This is a genomic window from Marinobacter sp. MBR-99 (assembly GCF_040547575.1).
Lineage (GTDB): Bacteria > Pseudomonadota > Gammaproteobacteria > Pseudomonadales > Oleiphilaceae > Marinobacter.
Map to the genome: position 1 here is coordinate 31,572 of NZ_JBEPPY010000001.1, position 19,183 is coordinate 50,754.

At 57.4% G+C, this 19,183-nt stretch carries 20 protein-coding genes; 4 read left to right on the forward strand and 16 right to left on the reverse strand.

Translation table 11 applies throughout. The features are described from left to right. Positions 1-57: 57 nt before the first annotated feature. Complete coding sequence (locus ABIE59_RS00160; RefSeq protein WP_354443162.1) at positions 58-828, reverse strand: hypothetical protein; 771 nt, start codon at positions 826-828, stop codon at positions 58-60. Positions 829-1,070: 242 nt separating this feature from the next. On the opposite strand from ABIE59_RS00160, the gene ABIE59_RS00165 reads away from it, so the two are divergent. Further along, a complete protein-coding gene (locus ABIE59_RS00165; protein ID WP_354443164.1) occupies positions 1,071-2,081 on the forward strand; it encodes a LysR family transcriptional regulator in 1,011 nt (336 codons plus the stop codon). Here ABIE59_RS00165 and ABIE59_RS00170 read toward each other — a convergent pair. The 8 genes from ABIE59_RS00170 to ABIE59_RS00205 all read right to left on the reverse strand — a co-directional run bounded on the left by ABIE59_RS00170 (position 2,070) and on the right by ABIE59_RS00205 (position 9,024). Continuing rightward, entirely contained in the window at positions 2,070-3,035 is a 966-nt protein-coding gene (locus ABIE59_RS00170) for a GNAT family N-acetyltransferase (RefSeq protein ID WP_354443166.1), read from the reverse strand. The genes ABIE59_RS00165 and ABIE59_RS00170 overlap by 12 nt on opposite strands. A 3-nt stretch (positions 3,036-3,038) precedes the next feature. Then, positions 3,039-4,190: a ribosomal protein uL16 3-hydroxylase gene (locus ABIE59_RS00175; RefSeq protein ID WP_354443168.1), complete on the reverse strand. Its 1,152-nt coding sequence runs from the start codon at positions 4,188-4,190 to the stop codon at positions 3,039-3,041. A gap of 14 nt (positions 4,191-4,204) precedes the next feature. Further along, positions 4,205-5,572, reverse strand: coding sequence for an adenylosuccinate lyase (purB, locus tag ABIE59_RS00180; protein ID WP_058089546.1), 1,368 nt, complete (start codon positions 5,570-5,572; stop codon positions 4,205-4,207). An 80-nt stretch (positions 5,573-5,652) separates the two neighbouring features. Then, positions 5,653-6,273: a high frequency lysogenization protein HflD gene (gene hflD / locus ABIE59_RS00185; RefSeq protein ID WP_354443171.1), complete on the reverse strand. Its 621-nt coding sequence runs from the start codon at positions 6,271-6,273 to the stop codon at positions 5,653-5,655. Then, positions 6,270-7,448, reverse strand: a complete 1,179-nt coding sequence (gene mnmA / locus ABIE59_RS00190; protein ID WP_354443173.1) for a tRNA 2-thiouridine(34) synthase MnmA — start codon at positions 7,446-7,448, stop codon at positions 6,270-6,272. Before mnmA ends, hflD begins: the two co-directional genes overlap by 4 nt. Positions 7,449-7,498: 50 nt before the next feature. After that, positions 7,499-7,948 carry an NUDIX hydrolase gene (locus tag ABIE59_RS00195; RefSeq protein WP_354443175.1) on the reverse strand — a complete coding sequence of 150 codons (450 nt, stop codon included), beginning with the start codon at positions 7,946-7,948 and terminating at the stop codon, positions 7,499-7,501. A 2-nt stretch (positions 7,949-7,950) separates the two neighbouring features. Next, a complete protein-coding gene (locus tag ABIE59_RS00200; RefSeq protein WP_354443177.1) occupies positions 7,951-8,580 on the reverse strand; it encodes a pseudouridine synthase in 630 nt (209 codons plus the stop codon). A 132-nt stretch (positions 8,581-8,712) separates the two neighbouring features. Beyond that, positions 8,713-9,024 (reverse strand): cold shock domain-containing protein, encoded by a 312-nt coding sequence (locus tag ABIE59_RS00205; protein WP_354443179.1) that lies wholly within the window; start codon positions 9,022-9,024, stop codon positions 8,713-8,715. Between the two features lie 344 nt (positions 9,025-9,368). Here ABIE59_RS00205 and clpS point away from each other — a divergent pair, with 344 nt between their 5' ends. From clpS to ABIE59_RS00220, 3 genes are all read left to right on the forward strand, one after another. Beyond that, positions 9,369-9,728, forward strand: a complete 360-nt coding sequence (gene clpS / locus ABIE59_RS00210) for an ATP-dependent Clp protease adapter ClpS (protein WP_061330994.1) — start codon at positions 9,369-9,371, stop codon at positions 9,726-9,728. Positions 9,729-9,746: 18 nt separating this feature from the next. Beyond that, complete coding sequence (gene clpA, locus ABIE59_RS00215; protein WP_354443181.1) at positions 9,747-12,017, forward strand: ATP-dependent Clp protease ATP-binding subunit ClpA; 2,271 nt, start codon at positions 9,747-9,749, stop codon at positions 12,015-12,017. A 210-nt stretch (positions 12,018-12,227) separates the two neighbouring features. Continuing rightward, positions 12,228-13,277, forward strand: coding sequence for a putative solute-binding protein (locus ABIE59_RS00220; RefSeq protein ID WP_354443183.1), 1,050 nt, complete (start codon positions 12,228-12,230; stop codon positions 13,275-13,277). 78 nt (positions 13,278-13,355) lie between these two features. Here ABIE59_RS00220 and infA read toward each other — a convergent pair whose 3' ends face one another. From infA to ABIE59_RS00255, 7 genes are all read right to left on the reverse strand, one after another. Next, a complete protein-coding gene (infA, locus tag ABIE59_RS00225) occupies positions 13,356-13,574 on the reverse strand; it encodes a translation initiation factor IF-1 (RefSeq protein ID WP_058089554.1) in 219 nt (72 codons plus the stop codon). Between the two features lie 81 nt (positions 13,575-13,655). Continuing rightward, on the reverse strand, positions 13,656-14,369 hold the full coding sequence (locus ABIE59_RS00230) for an arginyltransferase (protein ID WP_354443186.1): 714 nt from the start codon (positions 14,367-14,369) through the stop codon (positions 13,656-13,658). Further along, the gene (aat, locus tag ABIE59_RS00235; protein ID WP_354443188.1) at positions 14,370-15,083 is read right to left on the reverse strand and encodes a leucyl/phenylalanyl-tRNA--protein transferase; all 714 of its coding nucleotides are present in this window, start codon (positions 15,081-15,083) and stop codon (positions 14,370-14,372) included. It abuts the gene before it with no gap. Between the two features lie 16 nt (positions 15,084-15,099). Beyond that, positions 15,100-16,053 carry a thioredoxin-disulfide reductase gene (trxB, locus tag ABIE59_RS00240; protein WP_354443190.1) on the reverse strand — a complete coding sequence of 318 codons (954 nt, stop codon included), beginning with the start codon at positions 16,051-16,053 and terminating at the stop codon, positions 15,100-15,102. A gap of 152 nt (positions 16,054-16,205) precedes the next feature. Further along, complete coding sequence (locus tag ABIE59_RS00245; RefSeq protein ID WP_354443192.1) at positions 16,206-17,117, reverse strand: AAA family ATPase; 912 nt, start codon at positions 17,115-17,117, stop codon at positions 16,206-16,208. Between the two features lie 7 nt (positions 17,118-17,124). Further along, positions 17,125-18,048 (reverse strand): carbon-nitrogen hydrolase, encoded by a 924-nt coding sequence (locus ABIE59_RS00250; RefSeq protein ID WP_354443194.1) that lies wholly within the window; start codon positions 18,046-18,048, stop codon positions 17,125-17,127. After that, positions 18,045-19,097, reverse strand: coding sequence for an agmatine deiminase family protein (locus ABIE59_RS00255; RefSeq protein ID WP_354443196.1), 1,053 nt, complete (start codon positions 19,095-19,097; stop codon positions 18,045-18,047). The genes ABIE59_RS00250 and ABIE59_RS00255 overlap by 4 nt, the downstream gene beginning before the upstream one ends. Positions 19,098-19,183 lie beyond the last annotated feature (86 nt).

Sequence of the window (19,183 nt, forward strand, 5' to 3'; positions counted from 1 at the left end):
TCTTTAACACGGTGAATGGTCGTCCTTGTGGCTGGTCAGTGTGGTATGTCCCGCTCCTCAATCGTCGTAATCAGCCTTTTTCTTCCATGTGTCATCATCCTGCAGGAAATTATCCCACTCGCGGTCAAGTTTTGAGTGGCTTTCGGTCTGGGTGCCGCCGTCTGCCAGGCTGGCTTCCAGCTCCTTGATGCGTGTTCTGAAGCTCTTGACGGCTTTCATGGCCAGCGGATTGTCCTTGGACTTACCCATTTCCGTGCTGGCCAGATGGTAAGCGTGGATGGCTTTGCGGATCTGGTTCTGCCGGATATGGTCCCGGGCCTGGAAAACGTGCAGGTCGGCGTGGGTCTTGTGCACCAGAAACAGCACGTGCTTCAGGTTCTTCTTGGCGCTGGCGGTGTCGAGCCGACCGGCTTTGTGCATAGCCTCGATCATCTTGAACAGGCTCTGCAGCAGTTCTTTGACGTAGGTTGCTTTCTCCGGGGAGTCGATCCTGACCGATGCCCGGTTATCATTGTTTTCCAGCACCTGTTTCCTGGTCTGTTTAATGGTTTCAAGCCAGTCGCTTACCGGTTGATCAGACTTAAGGGCAGCCAGATCATGACACGCTTCTTCCATGCGTTTGAGCAGTAGCAACTTGAGGTCAGGGGAGAGGTATTGGGCCGGTATTTCCGAGAACAGGCGGTAGGCACGATTGTATTCGTCTTCCCGGGCGGTCATCTTGCGAACCCGTTCAATCCGCGCCTTTTCGCGCATTTGACTGATGACAATAATGACCAGCGAGACGGTGACGATCGCCGCAAGCAGCAGCACAATGGTGGTAGTGTCCATGGTGTCGGTAATGGCTCCGGATTGCAGTGAGCGGACCGCCTTGGCAGGCGCGCCTCGTATTATCAGATATTATTGGGTAACGCTCTGAAAGCCTAGCAGAAATCTGGGTGGTCGTCCGTTTCCGGTTGTAAGTACAGAAAATACTTCATTCATTTAATGAATTTACTGATTGCTGTATATTAAACCGATGAATGCAGGGCAGGCCAAACCGGCGCCCGTTCACTGTCTGGCAGGAATCACGAATGGATATTTCCCGGGTTGATCTCAATCTGCTTGTATACCTTGATGTGTTGTTGCGTGAGCGCAATGTCACCAAGGCAGCCAATCATCTGGGCATTACCCAGCCGGCCATGAGCAACGGCTTGCGCCGGTTACGGGATCTGTTTGGCGACCCGTTGCTGGTGCGCACCAGTGAAGGCATGACAGCCACGGAGCGGGCCCGGGAACTGCAGCCTTTAGTCCGTGGCATTCTCTCGGACATTGAACAGGCGGTGCAGGAGAAAACCCCCTTTGCCGCCCAGGAGAGCCAACGGGTATTCCGTATTATGGCGAGTGACTACGCGGAATCCTGTCTGATGCCCAGGGTATTGCGGCGGATTCGCCAGGAGGCGCCCCACGTTACTCTGGACGTGCTGACCCCCAGCGACGTGAGCTTTCTGGATGTGGAACAGGGCCGGCTGGATATGGCTATCAACCGTTTCGACAAGATTCCTCAGTCGTTCCACCAGAAAACCCTGTGGATCGAGTATTTTGCCTGCCTGATGAATGCCCGTAATCCCATTCTCAAGGAGCCATTTACGCTCGATACCTATCTGGATGCCAGCCATATCTGGGTCAGTAAAACCGGCTTCGGTGTGGGGGTGGGGGTGAACCCCAAGGATGTCCAGCGGCTGGGGTGGGTAGACGAAGCCCTTGGGCGAATGGGGCGCAAACGGCAGATCTCGGTTTTCACCCGGCATTACCAGGTGGCCATGCTGCTGGCGGAACAGCATGACCTGATCGCCACTTTGCCGTCGCGCGCGGCCTGGCTGCAGAAAGACAACCCGAACCTGGTGGTGAAGGTTCCGCCGTTCGAGATTCCGCCGTTCGAGCTGAAAATGGCCTGGAGCCCGTTGCTGCAGCACAACAGCGATCATCAATGGCTGCGGAAGCTGATTGCCGAGGTGGCGGAAGAGGTGGACGACGAATTTGCACCCTTCGGTGCCAGGTTCGAGTCGCCCCAGCTTGTCCCGGGGCTGCACTCAGAGCGGTAGTTCCCGCAGTTCCAGAGAGCCCCGGCCGGCGTCCCACATGCGCTGGAAACTCTCTTCCATGAGCTTGACCCGGCCCGGGTTGGCGAAGTTGGCGAAGCCCTCTGGCTTATTGAAATCGTGGCGGTACAGCACACCCTGGCGGTCGGCCAGCAGGAACGGCTGGTTTTCCATCGGGTAATCGGTGTTGACCAAGCGTAGTTCAATCCGGCTGGTGAGCCGTCGCATCAGCTCTACCAGTTGGTGTCTGCGTTTAACCAACGGCTTGTCATCGTGAATCAGGATGCGAACTTCGCTCAACCGGTGCCGTCTAGCCACTGCTGAGATCAGTTCTCGCAACGGGTAGCGGTCATAGAGGCCGTGATCAAGCACGTCATCGTACAGCCATATGCGTTGGCCGGCTTGCGCTACCAGTGAGTCCATCAGTTCCAGCATGGTGCTTTCATCACCGAACAGCCAGCTTTCGGAATCCTCGCCAAGAATCAGTGGCTTCGCGCGTTGATCACCGGTCTGGCTGGCTAGTGTGGGAGCCAGGCAGCGCATATCCAGGTGGGGGATGCCTGCATCATCATAAATATCCGAGCAGATGTGAAAGCCGAAGCGTTGGTAGAATCCGGTGGCGTGCTGCTGGGCGGAGAGTTTCAGTTCCTGGAAGCGACCAGCGGATTCGGCCAGCAGGTGTCTGAGCAGGGCATCACCAGCCCCCTGGCCACGATACTCCGGTAACACCGCCATACGACCGATATAACCGGTCTCTTCAAGCGTTGAGAACAGGCGAGCGGTAGCCACTGGAGTGTTGCTGTCATCCACGGCCAGGTAATGGTCAGCAATCTCGTCGGTATCGTCCCACTCCAGCTCTGGCGGCACTTTCTGTTCCTCAATAAACACCCGTTGGCGGATGTCCCTGATGGATGACGGCGCCAGTTGCCAGCTGTATTTTCGGAATCTCAGGTTCATGGCTTACTCAAAGTACACCGAGCCCTGGTTGTAGAGATTGGTGAGCAGGCCAAGCAGGGCTTCGTCACCCGCAAGCTCAGCCAGTGCGGCCATGTCAATCCGGGCGCCGGCACAGAGCAGCGGTGCCAGTGGCCGGGCATCGCCTTTCAGGAGGTATTGCTCGCCATCCACAAACAGGGCAGTTTCACTGTCCAGTTCATGATAGGCGAAGCGGGAACCCTCGTTCCAGCGCAGTTGCTCGCCGGCGCGGATGGCTTCAGCCAGATCTTCTGCTTCTGCGGGTTCATCCGCAGGTACCACGATATCCATGCTTTTCGGGGCGGTCGCGAACTGGCCGAACCACAGGGCCAGGTTGCGGCGGTCGCTCAGTTGCTCACGGATGACAGTATCCAGGCGGTTGATCACTTCCGGACCGATGGTGCCGGGATTGTCCTGCACCTGTAAATCCGGATCATCCAGATGCTCGGCGGCTTTTTCTTTCTGGCTTAGGAAATCGGTAAAGCTGGTGAGAATGTCGTCGATGGTCGGGGCACGAAAACCGACCGACAGGGTAATACAGTCGTCTTCCGCCACACCGTGGTGGCCGATGCCCGGGGGCAGATACAACATGTCTCCCGGCGACAGGGTCACGGTTACTTCACCATCCCAACTGCTCAGAATACGCAGGGGTGTACCCTCGACACGCGGCGACTTGTGATCGCAGTGACCGCCAAAGGTCCAGCGGCGGTGCCCCTGTGCCTGCAGCAGGAACACATCGTACATGTCGTAGTGGGGGCCGACACTGCCGCCTTTCGGGGCGTAGCTGGCCATGATGTCATCCAGGCGCCAGTTGGGAATAAAACGGAAGTTGTCGAGCAGGTCGGCAATGTCCGGTACCCAGTGGTCCAGGCCCTGAACCAGCAGAGTCCAGTCCTGTGCCGGTAGTTCACTGAAGCGGTCGGGGGTGAAGGGCCCGTTGTGCAACTGCCAGGGTTTACCGGCATCGTTCTCGATCACGATGCGCGACTCCACCGCTTCCTCGCAGGCCAGGCCGGCCAGTTCGTCCGGGCTGACCGGGCACTGGAAGCCGGGAAAAGCCTGACGGATAACCAGCGGCTTTTTCTGCCAGTAGTCCCGCAGAAATTCAGAAGCTGTCAGTCCGCCAAGCATGTCCATGGTGTTGCTCCGGTTCAGATGTTGCCAGCCTGTTCGACGGCATTGCCAATGTAGGTGTCCGGCGTCAGGGCGCGCAGTTCCGCCTTGGCGTGCTCCGGAATATCCAGTGTTTCCACGAAATTCTTGATGACTTCCGGGCTCATGGCTTTGCCACGGGTCAAGTCTTTGAGCTTTTCGTAGGGTTTTTCGATGTTGTAACGGCGCATCACGGTCTGGATCGGCTCGGCCAGCACTTCCCAGGCATTATTCAGGTCTTCGTTCAGGCGTGCCGGGTTGATTTCCAGTTTGCCCAGGCCTTTCAGGGTAGCCTCATAGGCAATCAGGCTGTGAGCAAAGCCCACGCCCAGATTACGCAGCACGGTGGAGTCAGTCAGGTCACGCTGCCAGCGGGAGATTGGCAGTTTGGCAGACAGGTGGCTGAAGAGCGCGTTGGCGATGCCCAGGTTGCCCTCGGAGTTCTCGAAGTCGATGGGGTTTACCTTGTGGGGCATAGTGGAGGAGCCAATCTCGCCGGCCACTGTCTTCTGCTTGAAGTAGCCCAGGGAGATGTAACCCCAGATGTCCCGGTCCAGATCGATCAGGATGGTATTGAAGCGGGCAATGGCATCATACAGTTCGGCGATGTAGTCGTGGGGCTCAATCTGAGTGGTGTACGGGTTCCAGTCCAGGCCCAGGCTCTCAATGAACTCTTCGGCGTTGGCTGCCCAGTCCACATCCGGATAGGCAGACAGGTGGGCGTTGTAGTTGCCGACCGCACCGTTGATCTTGCCCATGATTTCCACTTCGCGGATTTGCATCAACTGGCGGCGCAGGCGATACACCACGTTGGCCAGTTCCTTGCCGACGGTGGTGGGAGACGCGGTTTGTCCGTGGGTGCGGGACAGCATGGGCTGTTCGGCATGTTCCTTGGCCAGTTCGGCCAGTTTGTCGACGACTTTGTCCATGGCCGGTAACAGGCCGTGGTCCAGGCCTTCGCGCAGCATCAGCCCGTGAGACAGGTTATTGATGTCTTCGGAGGTGCAGGCAAAGTGAACGAACTCGGTCACCGCGTGCAGCTCGGGCACATCGGCGATCTTTTCTTTGATCAGGTACTCGACCGCTTTGACATCGTGGTTGGTGGTGCGTTCGATGTCTTTGATGCGCTCCGCGTCGGCCAGGCTGAATTCGCTGACCATTTTGTCCAGGAAGGCGTTGGCTTCGTCGGAGAATGCTGGCACTTCGGTAATGGCCGGGTGAGCGGCCAGTTTCTGCAACCAGCGGATTTCGACGGTTACCCGGTTACGGATCAGGCCGTATTCACTGAAGATGCTGCGAAATACGCTGACTTTACTGCCGTAGCGGCCATCGACCGGAGAAATGGCGGTCAGGGCGGTGAGTTCCATCGAAAACCTCTCAGTTCATCAAAGAAAAATCGGATCGGAGAATATGAAGGCGCTAATGATACACCAGCGGGCGCCGTGAATCAGCGCAGCAACTCCCGGGCGTGCATGATGACCTTCTTGCGTTTGAAGATCAGTTGCCAGCGGTGGCCGCCGCTCTGTCGCCAGAGCACTGCCGAGCGGATACCGGCCAGCAACAGGGCGCGAACTTTTGCCGCATTCTCTTCCCGCTGCAGCACCTGGGGGTTGCCACTGACCTGGATGCGCAGGCGGAACGTGCTGATGGTGTCTGTGTAAATGGATGCCAGATTGCCTATCAGGTTGCTGTGGGTATATCCGAAGTGGCTGGCCGTGTGCCGTGCCTGCTCGATACGTTTGCCAATCACGTCAAGCATGTCGCCGTCGCGTTTGAGCTTGGACTCAAGATGAACGAGGTTCAGCACGTAGCGCAGTATCTCGACATCCTGTGGACGGCTCTGCTGCGCCAGTGAGGTGGACAGGGCCTCCAGGCCTTCACGGATGTCAGACAATTCGCCCCCGTAAACATCCAGGGTGGACGCAGGATCGGTGGCGAACAGAGAGCGTATGCAGGTTTCCAGAGACTCGTCGTTACAACTGCCATTGTGGGCAATCTGTCGCACCAGTGCGGCCGCCTGAAACAGGCCGGCCAATGCCAGGGTCTGGTCGTGCAAGGATTTGCTCATGCGCCTGCCCCTGCATCAACCATTTTCTCCAACCGTGCCGGCAGTGCTTCATCGTCTCGCCAGGTTTGTTCGATCACCCCGCCGCCCAGGCAGACTTCACCCTGATAGAACACCACTGACTGGCCGGGGGTGACGGCCCGCTGGGCGTCATCAAAGACGACTTTGACTCCGCCCTCGATAACGGTGACCTCACAGTCCTGGTCCGGCTGGCGATAGCGGGTTTTTGCCTTGCAGCGGAAGCTGTTTGCGGGCGGCTCGCCGGCTACCCAGTCAATAGCGCCAGACACCAGGCCGCGGGAAAACAGTAGTGGGTGGTTCTTGCCCTGAACGGCAATCAGAACATTGCGGGACAGGTCTTTTTCAGCCACATACCAGGGCTCGTCGCCAAACTCGGCCAGGCCCCCAATGCCCAGGCCCTGTCGCTGGCCGATGGTATGGTACATCAGGCCCTGATGCTTGCCGATTACCTTGCCATCCGGAGTTTCGATGTTGCCGGGCTGGGCCGGCAGGTACTGTTTGAGAAAGTCAGTGAACTTGCGTTCGCCGATGAAGCAGATACCCGTAGAGTCTTTTTTGTCGTGGGTAACAAAGCCTTGTTCCTCGGCAATACGGCGGACTTCCGGTTTTTCCAGCTCACCCACCGGGAACAGGGTGCGCGCGATACGATCACCGGACACCGCGTGCAGGAAGTAGCTTTGATCCTTGTTCGGATCCAGGCCTTTGAGCAGTTGCGCCTTGCCGCTGCCGTCGTTGAGTGGGCGCTGGCGTGTGTAGTGGCCGGTGGCGATATAGTCCGCACCCAGAGTTACGGCGTAATCCAGAAAGGCCCGGAATTTTACTTCCTTGTTGCACAGGATGTCCGGGTTGGGGGTGCGGCCGGCGCTGTATTCAGACAGAAAGTGTTCAAATACCCGGTCCCAGTATTCGGCAGCAAAACTGGCGGTATGCAGTTTGATGCCAATGGCATCGGCCACTGCCTGGGCATCGGCCAGGTCGGTCATGGCGGTACAGTATTCGGTGCCGTCGTCTTCATCCCAGTTTTTCATGAACAGGCCTTCCACCTGGTAGCCTTGGTCTTTCAGCAGCCAGGCGGCAACGGAGGAATCCACGCCGCCGGACATACCGACAATCACGCGGGTGTTCTTGGGAGTGCTGGATTCAGGATTCTGGATCATGAGCCTTTCGGTAGCCGGTTAAAAACGGCGATTTTACCATCTTGTGGTGGTTACGTCTGTTCATCCACCACCACATCAAGGGGGAATTGCCGGCCATTTCGGTAATCCTCGATACAGCGCAGCACCAGCGGGCTTCGGAGCTTGTCGCCGAGGCCCCGGATGTCTTCAATGCTGAGCCAGTGCGGCCCGATAATGCCGGTGTCCAGTTCGGTTGTGATCTGTTTGATGGCCCGCGCGGCGTAACAGAAACGGTAATAGGTGACGCCGTTGGCTGGCGCCTTGTAGGTGTATACGCCCAGAAAGAACTGAGGCTCCACTTGCCAGCCGGTCTCTTCCAGGGTTTCCCGGCGCACGGCGTCCAGCACGGCTTCGTTTTCTTCAATATGGCCCGCAGGCTGATTGAAAACCACCTTGCCGTTGCTGACTTCTTCAACCAGCAGGAACTGGCCCTGCTGGTTTTCTACAACAACCGCGACGGTAGCGTGGGGTTTCCAGGTCATGGTTAACGAGGTCTCCTGTGTCTGGATGGTCTGGATTTCGGGCGGCCGGATTTCGGTTTTCCGGTTGCCGGGCTGTCGGGCAGGTGCACGGTCTCAAGCCGATACTGCCCGGGCTCGAGATTGTCGAGTGTCCAGTCACCAATCCGGTACCGAATAAGTCTTAGGGTAGGGTAGCCTACGGCGGCAGTCATGCGCCGTACCTGGCGGTTGCGGCCTTCGGTAATGGTGAGCTCCAGCCAGCTGGTCGGAATGGTTTCCCGGTGCCTGACTGGCGGAACCCTGGCCCAGATGGCCGGTTCGTTCATCCGGCGGGCTGTGGCGGGGCGGGTTATTCCATCTTTGAGCTTCACGCCCTGGCAAAGCTGCTCAATGGCCTGGGGGGAGATCTCACCCTCCACCTGAACCCAGTAGGTTTTTGGCATCTTGTTGTCTGGTGCAGCGATTCGGTGTTGCAGGGGGCCGTGATTGGTCAGCAGGAGCAAGCCTTCGGAGTCGTAATCGAGTCGGCCGGCCGGGTAGAAGCCCGGGTTCCTGATCCAGTCGGCGAGTGTTGCGCGGGGGCTATTCTGGCGTTCGTCGGTGAACTGGCTTAACACCTGAAATGGCTTGTTGAAAAGAATCAGCTCCGCCATGCACGGGGTCCTGTCTTGCTAACGGGTGCTCGAAAGCGGCAAGCGTAAAGGATAAAACCCTGTGAAAAAAGCACAAAAAAACGTACCTGCCAGATGAACTGGCAGGTGAGAGTGATTGGCCAAGGCGCCTGCTCAGGCGTTAACGGCTCTGGGCGGATACCCGTCCCGGCGTGACGATTGCTCCCCGGAGGACGCTTCAGACGGCTGGGCCCCTATCTCCGAGGGCTGTTTCGCCTGGGTTTCGTCAGGGACGATATTGACGGCATGAACCCCTTTATCGCTGGGCTTTTTCTCGAAAGTGACCGCCTGGCCAGCTTTCAGCGTTTTGTAGCCGTCCATTTGCACCGAAGAAAAGTGGGCGAACAGATCATCGCTGCAGCCGTCTTCGATGATAAAGCCGTATCCCTTGGCGTTGTTGAACCATTTGACCTTGCCTCTAGGCATGATGAACTCCCCTGTTCCTTTGCTGTCACTCTTATTATTGGAATTGCTGCCTGAAACCCGGACGCACCGGGCAATAAGTGGTGCGAGTCGGCATGGCAGGTATCGCTTCCTGTTACATGCCGGTTGCACAGATTTACATTATTTTACAATGCATCTTAACTGTCGGCCAAACCCGGGCCTGAGTCAAGGGGCAGTAGTGTCCGAATGAGTGGTTCAACAAGGTCCGGAAGCGGTATCATGTCCGTATTGATAAATAACTCACGCTTGAACCGGGCTTTCGCTTGAAAACCGGGTTGCGGGCAACCACATTTACTCAGGAAACCGAATAACCGGTAAAAAGAACCATGCGGACAATTGAGAATTCTCTACTAGTATTCAATCAGGGGGAGGACGAACAGCCCGGGCGCCATGAAGGTGTAAGCGTTGCGCCCGAGAAGCCAGCTCTGAAGCGCCCGGCCCGGTATCGGGTTGTGCTCCTGAACGACGACTACACACCCATGGATTTCGTGGTGGATGTACTGATGAAGTTCTTCGGAATGAACGAAGAAAAGGCGACGCAGGTGATGCTGCTCGTCCATACGCAGGGAAAAGCCGTATGTGGGGTATATACCCGTGACATCGCGGAAACAAAGGCGGCACAGGTGAACCAGTATTCTTCGGAATGCGAGCATCCGCTCCTTTGCGAGATTGAACGTGCGGACTGATAGACGGCGGGGTGGCCCATGCTGAGCAAAGATCTTGAAATTACGCTGAATACGGCCTTCAAAAATGCCCGTGACAAGCGCCATGAATTCATGACGGTCGAGCATTTGTTGCTGGCTCTCCTCGATAACGAATCGGCGGTGGGTGTCCTCAAAGCCTGTGGTGCGGATCTGAAGCGCCTTGAAGATGAACTGGTCGAGTTTGTGGACTCCACCACACCATTAATTCCGAGCACTGACAGTGAGCGCGAAACCCAGCCAACGCTGGGATTCCAGCGAGTGCTGCAGCGGGCGGTATTCCATGTCCAATCTTCTGGCAAGAAAGAAGTAACCGGGGCGAACGTTCTGGTGGCGATCTTCAGTGAGCAGGAGAGCCAGGCGGTGTATGTTCTGAAGAAACAGAGCATTGCCCGTATTGATGTGGTTAATTTTGTGTCTCACGGTATTTCCCGGGTTCAGGGAGCGGAAGATCAGGAGGGTGCCGACCATGCTGCCCACGAGGAGGCAGGGGAGGAAGGCGCCCAGTCCAGACCTCTGGAGAGCTACGCCACCAACCTGAACGAACAGGCCCGCCAGGGCCGCATTGACCCGTTGATTGGCCGCGAGCACGAAGTTGAGCGGGTGGTCCAGATACTGGTGCGCCGCCGCAAGAACAACCCGTTGCTGGTGGGCGAGGCTGGTGTTGGCAAGACCGCCATTGCCGAGGGGTTGGCCAAGCGCATTGTGGATGGACAGGTGCCTGAAATTATCTCCGATGCGGTGGTGTACTCCCTGGATATGGGCGCCCTGCTGGCAGGCACCAAGTACCGGGGTGATTTCGAAAAGCGCCTGAAGGGATTGCTCAGCGATCTGAAGAAGCAAAAGCACGCCATTCTGTTCATCGACGAGATCCACACCATTATTGGTGCGGGTTCGGCCTCGGGCGGGGTGATGGATGCCTCCAACCTGCTCAAACCCATGCTGAGCTCCGGAGAGTTGCGTTGCATCGGCTCCACCACTTTCCAGGAGTTCCGTGGAATCTTTGAGAAAGACAGTGCCCTGGCCCGTCGCTTCCAGAAAATCGACGTGAACGAGCCCAGTGTGGAGGATACCTACCAGATCCTCAAAGGTCTGAAGCCGAGCTTCGAGAAGCATCATGACCTCAAGTACACCGACAAGGCGCTTCGGGTGGCGGCTGAACTGGCGGATCGCTACATCACCGACAGACACCTGCCGGACAAGGCCATTGATGTGATTGACGAAGCCGGTGCGAGACAACGCCTGCAGCCGGAAGACAAGCGTAAGAAAACCATTGATGTGACCGACATTGAAGACGTGGTCGCGAACATCGCTCGGATTCCGCCTAAGAATGTGTCCACCAGCGACAAGGATCTGCTGCGTAATCTGGAGCGGGATCTGAAAATGGTGGTGTTTGGTCAGGATCCGGCCATCGAGTCGCTGGCCACGGCGATCAAGCTGGCCCGCGCCGGCCTGAAGGCGCCGGAGAAGCCGGAAGGTGCCTTCCTGTTTGCTGGCCCCACCGGGGTTGGTAAAACAGAAGTGACCAAACAGCTGGCGAAGGTGCTTGGCATAGAGCTTGTGCGGTTTGACATGTCCGAGTACATGGAGCGGCATACCGTGTCTCGCCTGATCGGTGCGCCTCCCGGTTATGTTGGCTATGACCAAGGCGGCCTGTTGACCGAGGCGGTGAACAAGCACCCACACTGCGTGTTGCTGCTGGATGAGATCGAAAAGGCACACCCGGAAGTATTCAACCTGCTGCTTCAGGTGATGGACCACGGCACGCTGACGGACAACAATGGTCGGAAGGCCGATTTCCGTCACGTGATTCTGGTGATGACCACCAACGCCGGTGCCGAGAGCATGGCTCGCCGCTCCATTGGTTTCAGCGAGCAGGATCACAGCACCGATGGCATGGAAGTGATCACCAAGACCTTCACGCCGGAGTTCCGTAACCGCCTCGACGGCATTATCCAGTTTGCTGACCTGCAGAAGGCCACCATTACCCACGTGGTCGACAAGTTCCTGACCGAGCTTCAGGCCCAGCTGGATGAGAAGCACGTGGTGCTGCACGTGGACGATGCCGCCAAATCCTGGCTGGCGGAGAAGGGCTACGATGTCACTATGGGTGCCAGGCCGATGGCGCGCCTTATCCAGGACAAGATCAAGCGGCCGCTGGCAGAGCAGATTCTGTTTGGCCGGTTGTCGGAGAAGGGTGGAGACGTGTTCATTCAGTTGAAGGGTGATGAACTGGTCTTTGACTATGAGGATGAGCCAGCCGAAGCGGTCTGACCGCAATCGCTGGTAATGGAAACCGCTGTTGGGCTGTGCCCGGCAGCGGTTTTTTTGTGTGGGCGCCGGCTGTAAACCGGTTGACCGAAGCAGGCCTCAGCGCCTGGCCGTGCTGTCAATCCATTTCGGGGCAACTTCTGTCAGTTTAAGGCAAAGAATTCGTGGTGATTTGCCACGGTTTGCCAATAACAACGATAAGGAAGCAGCCCAATGAGGACGTTCCGTCAATTCCCCCTTACCCTGGCAGTGATTTTTGGTCTGTTGGTGCTCCTGGTTCGCCCGGCACTGGCGGCTACCGACAGAAAGCAGTTCTGCGTGTTTGATGTGGCCGGCGCTAACGGCTTTGTCTATCAGTTGCTTCGTGATTACCAGCGCGGCGCAGTGTCCGCAGGTACATCTATGGTGATGCAGCCCTACACAGATGAAGACCTGGCCATCAGGGACTTTCGCGAGGGCCAGTGTGACCTGGTGGCACTCACCGATATGGGGGTGCGGCATTTCAACGATTTTACCGGTTCGATCAGCGCCATCGGTGCGGTGCCTTATTATGAAGACTTGCGGGTCTTGCTGCATGGCCTTGCCAGCCCGCGTATCGCGAGGCACCTGAGCCAGGATGGCTATGAGGTGCTTGGTGTCGCGCCCATGGGGGCGGCATATCTGTTCGTCAACGACCGGGCCATCAACCACGTTGAAGCGCTCAAGGGTAAGCGCATCACGGTTTTTGAAGGCCACCATGATGCCCGACATATGGTGGAGTTTGTGGGGGCCGAGCCGGTGCCGGCGAAGATCTCGAACTTTGCCCGGGTTTTCAACTCAGGCCAGGCTGACATGAGCTATGCACCGGCAGCGGCCTGGGAGGTGCTTGAAATGTTCCGTGGGGCAGGCGATCGGGGTGGCATCATTCGCTACCCGGTCGGCCAGGTGACGATACAACTGGTGGCGCGGGAAGGTACATTCAGCCCGGAGTTTGTCCGGGAGTCCCGCAAGTTGATGGCCCGGCTGTACCCGGATGCCATCAGGGTGATACGGCAGTTCGAAGACCGTATACCCGATGATCGGTGGGTGGATATCGGGCCTGAGGACATGCGGGCGTATCAGGAGATGCTCAGGCAGGTCCGCATAGATCTGCTGTCGAATAAAGGGCAAGAGGCCCAGTTGGCCGCCGCTGTTTATCACGAAGATATGATGACGATTCTGCGCAAGATACGTTGCTACACAAACCCGGGTGCCATGGAGTGTTCGGATCAGAACCGCGAATGATGTTCAGCAAACGCCGGAACGACCGGGCCTAACAAAAAAGCCCCGCAATTGCGGGGCTTTTCAGATGTCACTGGAGCATTAACGGGCGCGGTACACAATGCGGCCCTTGCTCAGGTCATAGGGAGTCAGCTCAACCTTGACCTTGTCGCCTGTCAGGATGCGGATGTAGTTCTTGCGCATTTTTCCTGAGATGTGAGCGGTTACAACGTGACCGTTGGCCAGCTCAACGCGGAACATGGTGTTGGGAAGGGTGTCGATAATAACCCCTTCCATTTCAATGACATCTGATTTCGCCATTCAGTAAAAACCTCGTTCGGGAATACTTTCGGTGATTTTAAATTGCGCAATTCTGCCTGATTTCTTAACGTTTGGCAAAATTCAGTCCAATTGCATCTCTCGCCAGTGGCCGTCGCGCAGGGCTTCAATAGGGGTAAAGCGGGTTTTGTAGTTCATTTTCCGGCATTCTTTGATCCAGTACCCCAGATAAAGGTGGGGTAATTCCCGCCGGCGGGCTTCTTCGATCTGCCATAGCACAGCAAAGGTTCCCAGGCTACGGTGCTCCAGTTCCGGGGCAAATATGGTGTAGATGGCCGACAGGCCATCGTCCAGCAGATCCACCGCGGCCAGCGCCACCAATTCACCCTCCAGGGAAATCTCCAGGAACCAGGAGTCTGTTGCCCCTTCCACCAGAAACGACATGAACTGCTCCCGGGAGGGTGGGTACATGTCGCCGTCCTGATGACGTTCTTCTATATAGTGTGCATAGAGCTGATAGTAGCGCTCGCTGAAGGCGGCTGGTAAGAGTCTGCAACTGAGGTCTTCATTCTTGCGCAGCACCCGGCGTTGATTGCGATCGGGTTTGAACTCATCCACTTTCAGGCGCACCGGCACACAGGCATTGCAGTGTTCACAGTGAGGGCGATAGTAGTGTGAGCCGCTGCGGCGAAAACCAAGGGCGGTCAACTGGCTGTAGAGCTTCTTGTCGATATGGGCCCTTGGGTCCACAAACATGGTGGTGGCTTCGCGGTCTGGCAGATAGCTGCAGTCATGGGCTGGTGTTGCAAAGAAAACCAGGGTTCTGAGGTTGCTCATTCACGCCTCCGGGCCGGGCCAGCGCCAGGTGAATGTCCAGTCTGGCTGGTCCGCTTTCCGATCCACACATGCCCTGAGTATAGATAAAAATTCTGCCCTCGGAATAGTTCGGGCGCCCATGCTCAGCAGGTGATCACTTTCAACCTGGCAGTCCATCATCTGATAGCCCCAGGCCGACAGTTGGTTGGCAAGGTGTACCATAAGTACCTTGGACGCGTTGGTTTCCAGGGAAAACATCGACTCACCGAAGAAGCACCGCCCCAAAGCCAGGCCGTACATGCCTCCGGCCAGTTCTCCCTGTCGGTTCCAGATTTCAATGGAGTGGGCGATGCCTTGCCGGTGCAGATCCGTATAGGCGCCGATCATGTCATCGGTGATCCAGGTTCCTTCGGCACGGGTAGTCGCGCACAGACGGATGATCCGGCTGAAACACTGATCGGCAGTGACTTCAAAACGACGCTGATTCAGAGTCCGCCGCAGGCTACGGGATATGTGAATCTCGTTGGGGAAGAGCACGCACCTTGGATTGGGCGACCACCAGAGGATTGGCTGGTCGTCACTGAACCAGGGAAAGATACCGTTGCGATAGGCCAGTAACAGCCGCTGAGATGACAGGTCGCCACCCAGGGCCAGCAGGCCGTCCGGGTCATCCAGTGCTTCGTCTGCCGGGGGGAACCAGAGCTGCTCCGGGTCCAGCCAGGGTAGCGACGTCATCTTGCGACTTCCTGGGTCAGTCTTGCTGATCCAGGAATTTTTCAGCATCCAGGGCGGCCATGCAGCCAAAACCTGCAGAGGTTACCGCCTGCCGGTATACGTGGTCGGCCACATCGCCCGCAGCGAAGACACCGGGAATGCTCGTTTGAGTTGCCATGCCATTAAGGCCAGAGGTGATGCGTATGTAGCCGTTGTCCATCTCCAGCTGGCCTTCAAACAGGCCGGTGTTGGGCTTGTGGCCAATGGCGATAAATACCCCGGCCAGGTCGATATCCCGGGTGCTGTCGTCCTCGGTGCTTTTGATACGCATACCAGTGACGCCGGTAGCATCACCCAGCACCTCGTCGAGCGTGTGGTTCCAGACAATGTTCACATTGCCGTTACTGGCCTTCTCGAACAGTTTGTCCTGAAGAATTTTTTCAGCTCGCAGCTTGTCTCGACGGTGAACCAGGGTTACTTCGTCTGCAATGTTGGAGAGATACAGTGCTTCCTCAACCGCGGTATTGCCGCCGCCGATCACGGCCACTTTCTGTTTCCGGTAGAAAAAACCATCGCATGTGGCGCAAGCCGACACGCCCTGACCTTTAAACTTCTCCTCGGATTCCAGCCCGAGATACATGGCAGATGCGCCTGTGGCGATAATCAGGGCGTCACAGGTGTACTCTCCGCCATCACCTTTCAGCCGGAACGGGCGGTTGTTCAGGTCAGCTTCGTTGATGGTGTCGTAGATAATGTTGGTTTCGAAGCGTTCAGCATGCATCTGCATGCGCTGCATCAGTTCCGGGCCCTGAACGCCATCGTTATCGCCCGGCCAGTTGTCCACATCGGTGGTGGTGGTGAGCTGACCGCCCACTTCAATACCGGTAATCAGTGTTGGGTTCAGGTTGGCGCGGGCAGCGTAGACGGCAGCGGTGTAACCGGCCGGGCCGGAACCAAGAATGATCAGTCGGGAGTGTCGGGTTTCGCTCATGGAATGCTCGCTGATATTTAGGATACAGGTTCAGCCCGGCCGTGCGGACTGTTGATTAATTAAGAAGTCGAAAGGCTAACATGAAATAACCAGGCTGCCATTCGTTTCCGATAATGCGGCCAATTAAGCTTCGCTATATGGGCTTTGCGGAATTATTCAAGCACCGAGACTGTGGTGAGCAACTGCCGGACCCGTTCTTTGCTTTTGCCGGGCTCGCCCTGCTCGAGGCGATGCTCGGCAACAGAGGGGAATACGGCCTGGATATCGTCTGGCAGCACGTGGTTTCGGCCCGACATCAGCGCCCAGGCTTTGGCGGCCCGGAGCAGCCCGAGGCCGGCCCTGGGGGAGAGCCCATACAGCAGGCCTGGCATCCGGCGGCTTTGTTCGAGCAGCCGCTGGAGGTAATCCAGCAGAGTCGGGCTGGCGCTAACCTCATCCACAGCTACTTGCAGTGCCTGTAACTCGTCATGGGGGAGGATTGCATGAAGCCTGTCGGTAAGGGTTTTGCGGTCTTCACCTTCCAGCAGTTCCCGCTCGGCCTTTGGATCTGGGTAACCCAGACGCAGCCGCATCAGGAACCGGTCAAGCTGGGATTCTGGCAACGGGAAGGTGCCGCCCTGTTCAATCGGGTTCTGGGTAGCGATCACGAAAAAAGGAGATGGAAGAGGCCGGGTTTCGCCTTCTATCGACACTTGTCGTTCTTCCATGGCTTCCAGCAAGGCGCTCTGGGTGCGGGGTGATGCCCGGTTGATTTCGTCTGCCAGAACGACCTGGGCAAAGATCGGGCCGGGGTGAAAGACCAGGCTGCCGGCCTGTTTGTCATACATGGAATAACCCAGGACATCGGCCGGCAGAAGGTCATTGGTGAACTGGATGCGCTGGTAACTCAGGCCCATGATCTTGGCGAGGGCGTGGGACAGGGTGGTTTTGCCCATCCCGGGAATGTCCTCGATCAGCAGGTGGCCGCGGGCAAGCAATCCGCAAAGGGCCAGGCGCACCTGAGTGTCCTTGCCCAACAGTATCTTGTTGAGCTCGGCAACAACGCTGTCCATCTTTTGTTTCATGCAGGCCTCAGTCCCGTACCCGTTTCAGAATGTCTTCATAGGCATCAATGCGACGATCACGGAGATACGGCCAGATACGCCGAACGGATTCGGTCCGGTTGCGATCAAGGCTGGCTGTCAGGATGCACTCGCTGTGGTCATCCCCCCTGGCAAGAAATTCTCCCTGGGGGCCACAGATGAAGCTGTTGCCCCAGAATCGAATGCCATCGCCCTGGCCGATGGGGTCCGGTTCAGTGCCAACCCGGTTGGGCGCAATAACAGGCAGGTTATTGGCAACGGCATGGCCCCTTTGCACCGTGACCCAGGCCTCCAGTTGCCGGGCCTGCTCCTCGGGATCGTCGGTCACGTCCCAGCCGATCGCCGTGGGGTAGATCAGGATGTCGGCACCGGCCAGTGCCATCAGGCGGGCTGCCTCCGGGTACCACTGGTCCCAGCACACCAGAACGCCCAATTTGCCAATCGAGGTGTGGATCGGGGTGAAACCACTACGGCCATCATTGAAGCGGGCGTCCCCGGGGGTGAAATAGAATTTCTCATAGAAGCCCGGATCGTCTGGAATGTGCATCTTGCGGTAGATGCCTGCCAGGCTGCCATCGGTATCAAACACCACGGAGGTATTGTGGTAAACACCGTTCATGCGCCGTTCGAAAATCGAGCCCACCAGTACAATTCCCAGCTCTCTTGCGAGATCTGCCAGCCGGTTGCTGGTGGGGCCGGGAATGGGCTCCGCCAGTTCGAAAACGCTTGTGTCTTCAGTCTGGCAGAAATAAAGCGTGGCGTGCAGCTCTTGCAGCACCACCAGTTGTGCACCGCCCTTGGCGGCTTCCCGGATCAGCTTTTCTGATGTGGCGAGGCTGGCAGCCTTATCCTCGGTGCATTTTTGCTGGATGGCAGCAATGTTGAGCTGTGGACTTTGGGGGCGGCTAGTCATGTCGTGACCACTCCTGCGGGAATCTGCATGGTGACACAATGAAGGCTGCCGTGCTGGTGAATCAGCGGGCGGCAGTTGATCGGGATGATCTCCCGATCAGGGAAGATGTCGGCCATGATCCGGGCGGCTTCGTGATCCTGCGGCACTTCGTACACCGGCAATAGAACCGCACCATTGATGATCAGAAAATTGGCATAGGTGGCAGGCAGGCGCTCTCCGTAATCGTCATGGATGGCATCCGGCCAGGGCAGGGCAGTCAGTCTGTAGGGGCTGCCATCTCGTTGCCTGAATTGCTGCAGCTCTTCTTCCATGGCTGCCAGTGCACTGTAATGTTCATCGGCTGCGTCCGGGCAGGCAACGTAGCAGATATGGTCGGGCGCACAGAACCGGGCCAGGGTATCGATATGGCTGTCTGTGTCGTCACCGGCGAGGTAGCCATGGTTCAGCCAGAGAATGCGATCCGCCCCCAGCAATTCCGACAGTAGCTGTTCGATGGCTGACCGGTCCATGGACGGGTTGCGGGACGGAGTCAGCATGCACTCGCTGGTGGTCAGAAGCGTGCCCTGGCCATCGGATTCTATGGAGCCGCCTTCCAGAACGAAGTCCACGGGCAGCAAACGATGTTTGCCGAAGACGCCGGCATTCGCCAGGTGCTGGTTCAGCGCGTTATCTTTTTCCCAGGGAAACTTACCCCCCCAGGCATTGAAACGGAAATCCAGCAAGGTGAGGCCGTCGCCGGTATCGACCGTGATCGGGCCGTGGTCCCGGGCCCAGGTGTCGTTAGCGGGTGCAGGGACCGTAACCACACGCCCGGGAAGGCCGTTCTCTTGTGCGAACTGGTTCAGCTCCTGACCGAGCTTCTGCAGCCGCGCCACGAATTCACAGCTGATCAGCAGATGCTCAAAACGAAGAACCTGGCGGGCAATGTTCAGGAAAACAGGCTCAACTTCATCCATTATACCGGCCCAGTCAGTGCCGGGATGTGGCCAGGTCAACATGACTGCGCTCTGGGGAGTCCACTCCGCAGGCAACACTCGCTTGGAAGTCACTGTATTCGTCACCTTGGTTCGCAAAAGCCGCCATTCTATCTGACCATTGCCGCAACGTCAGGCCATCGACAGAGAAAATTGAACCT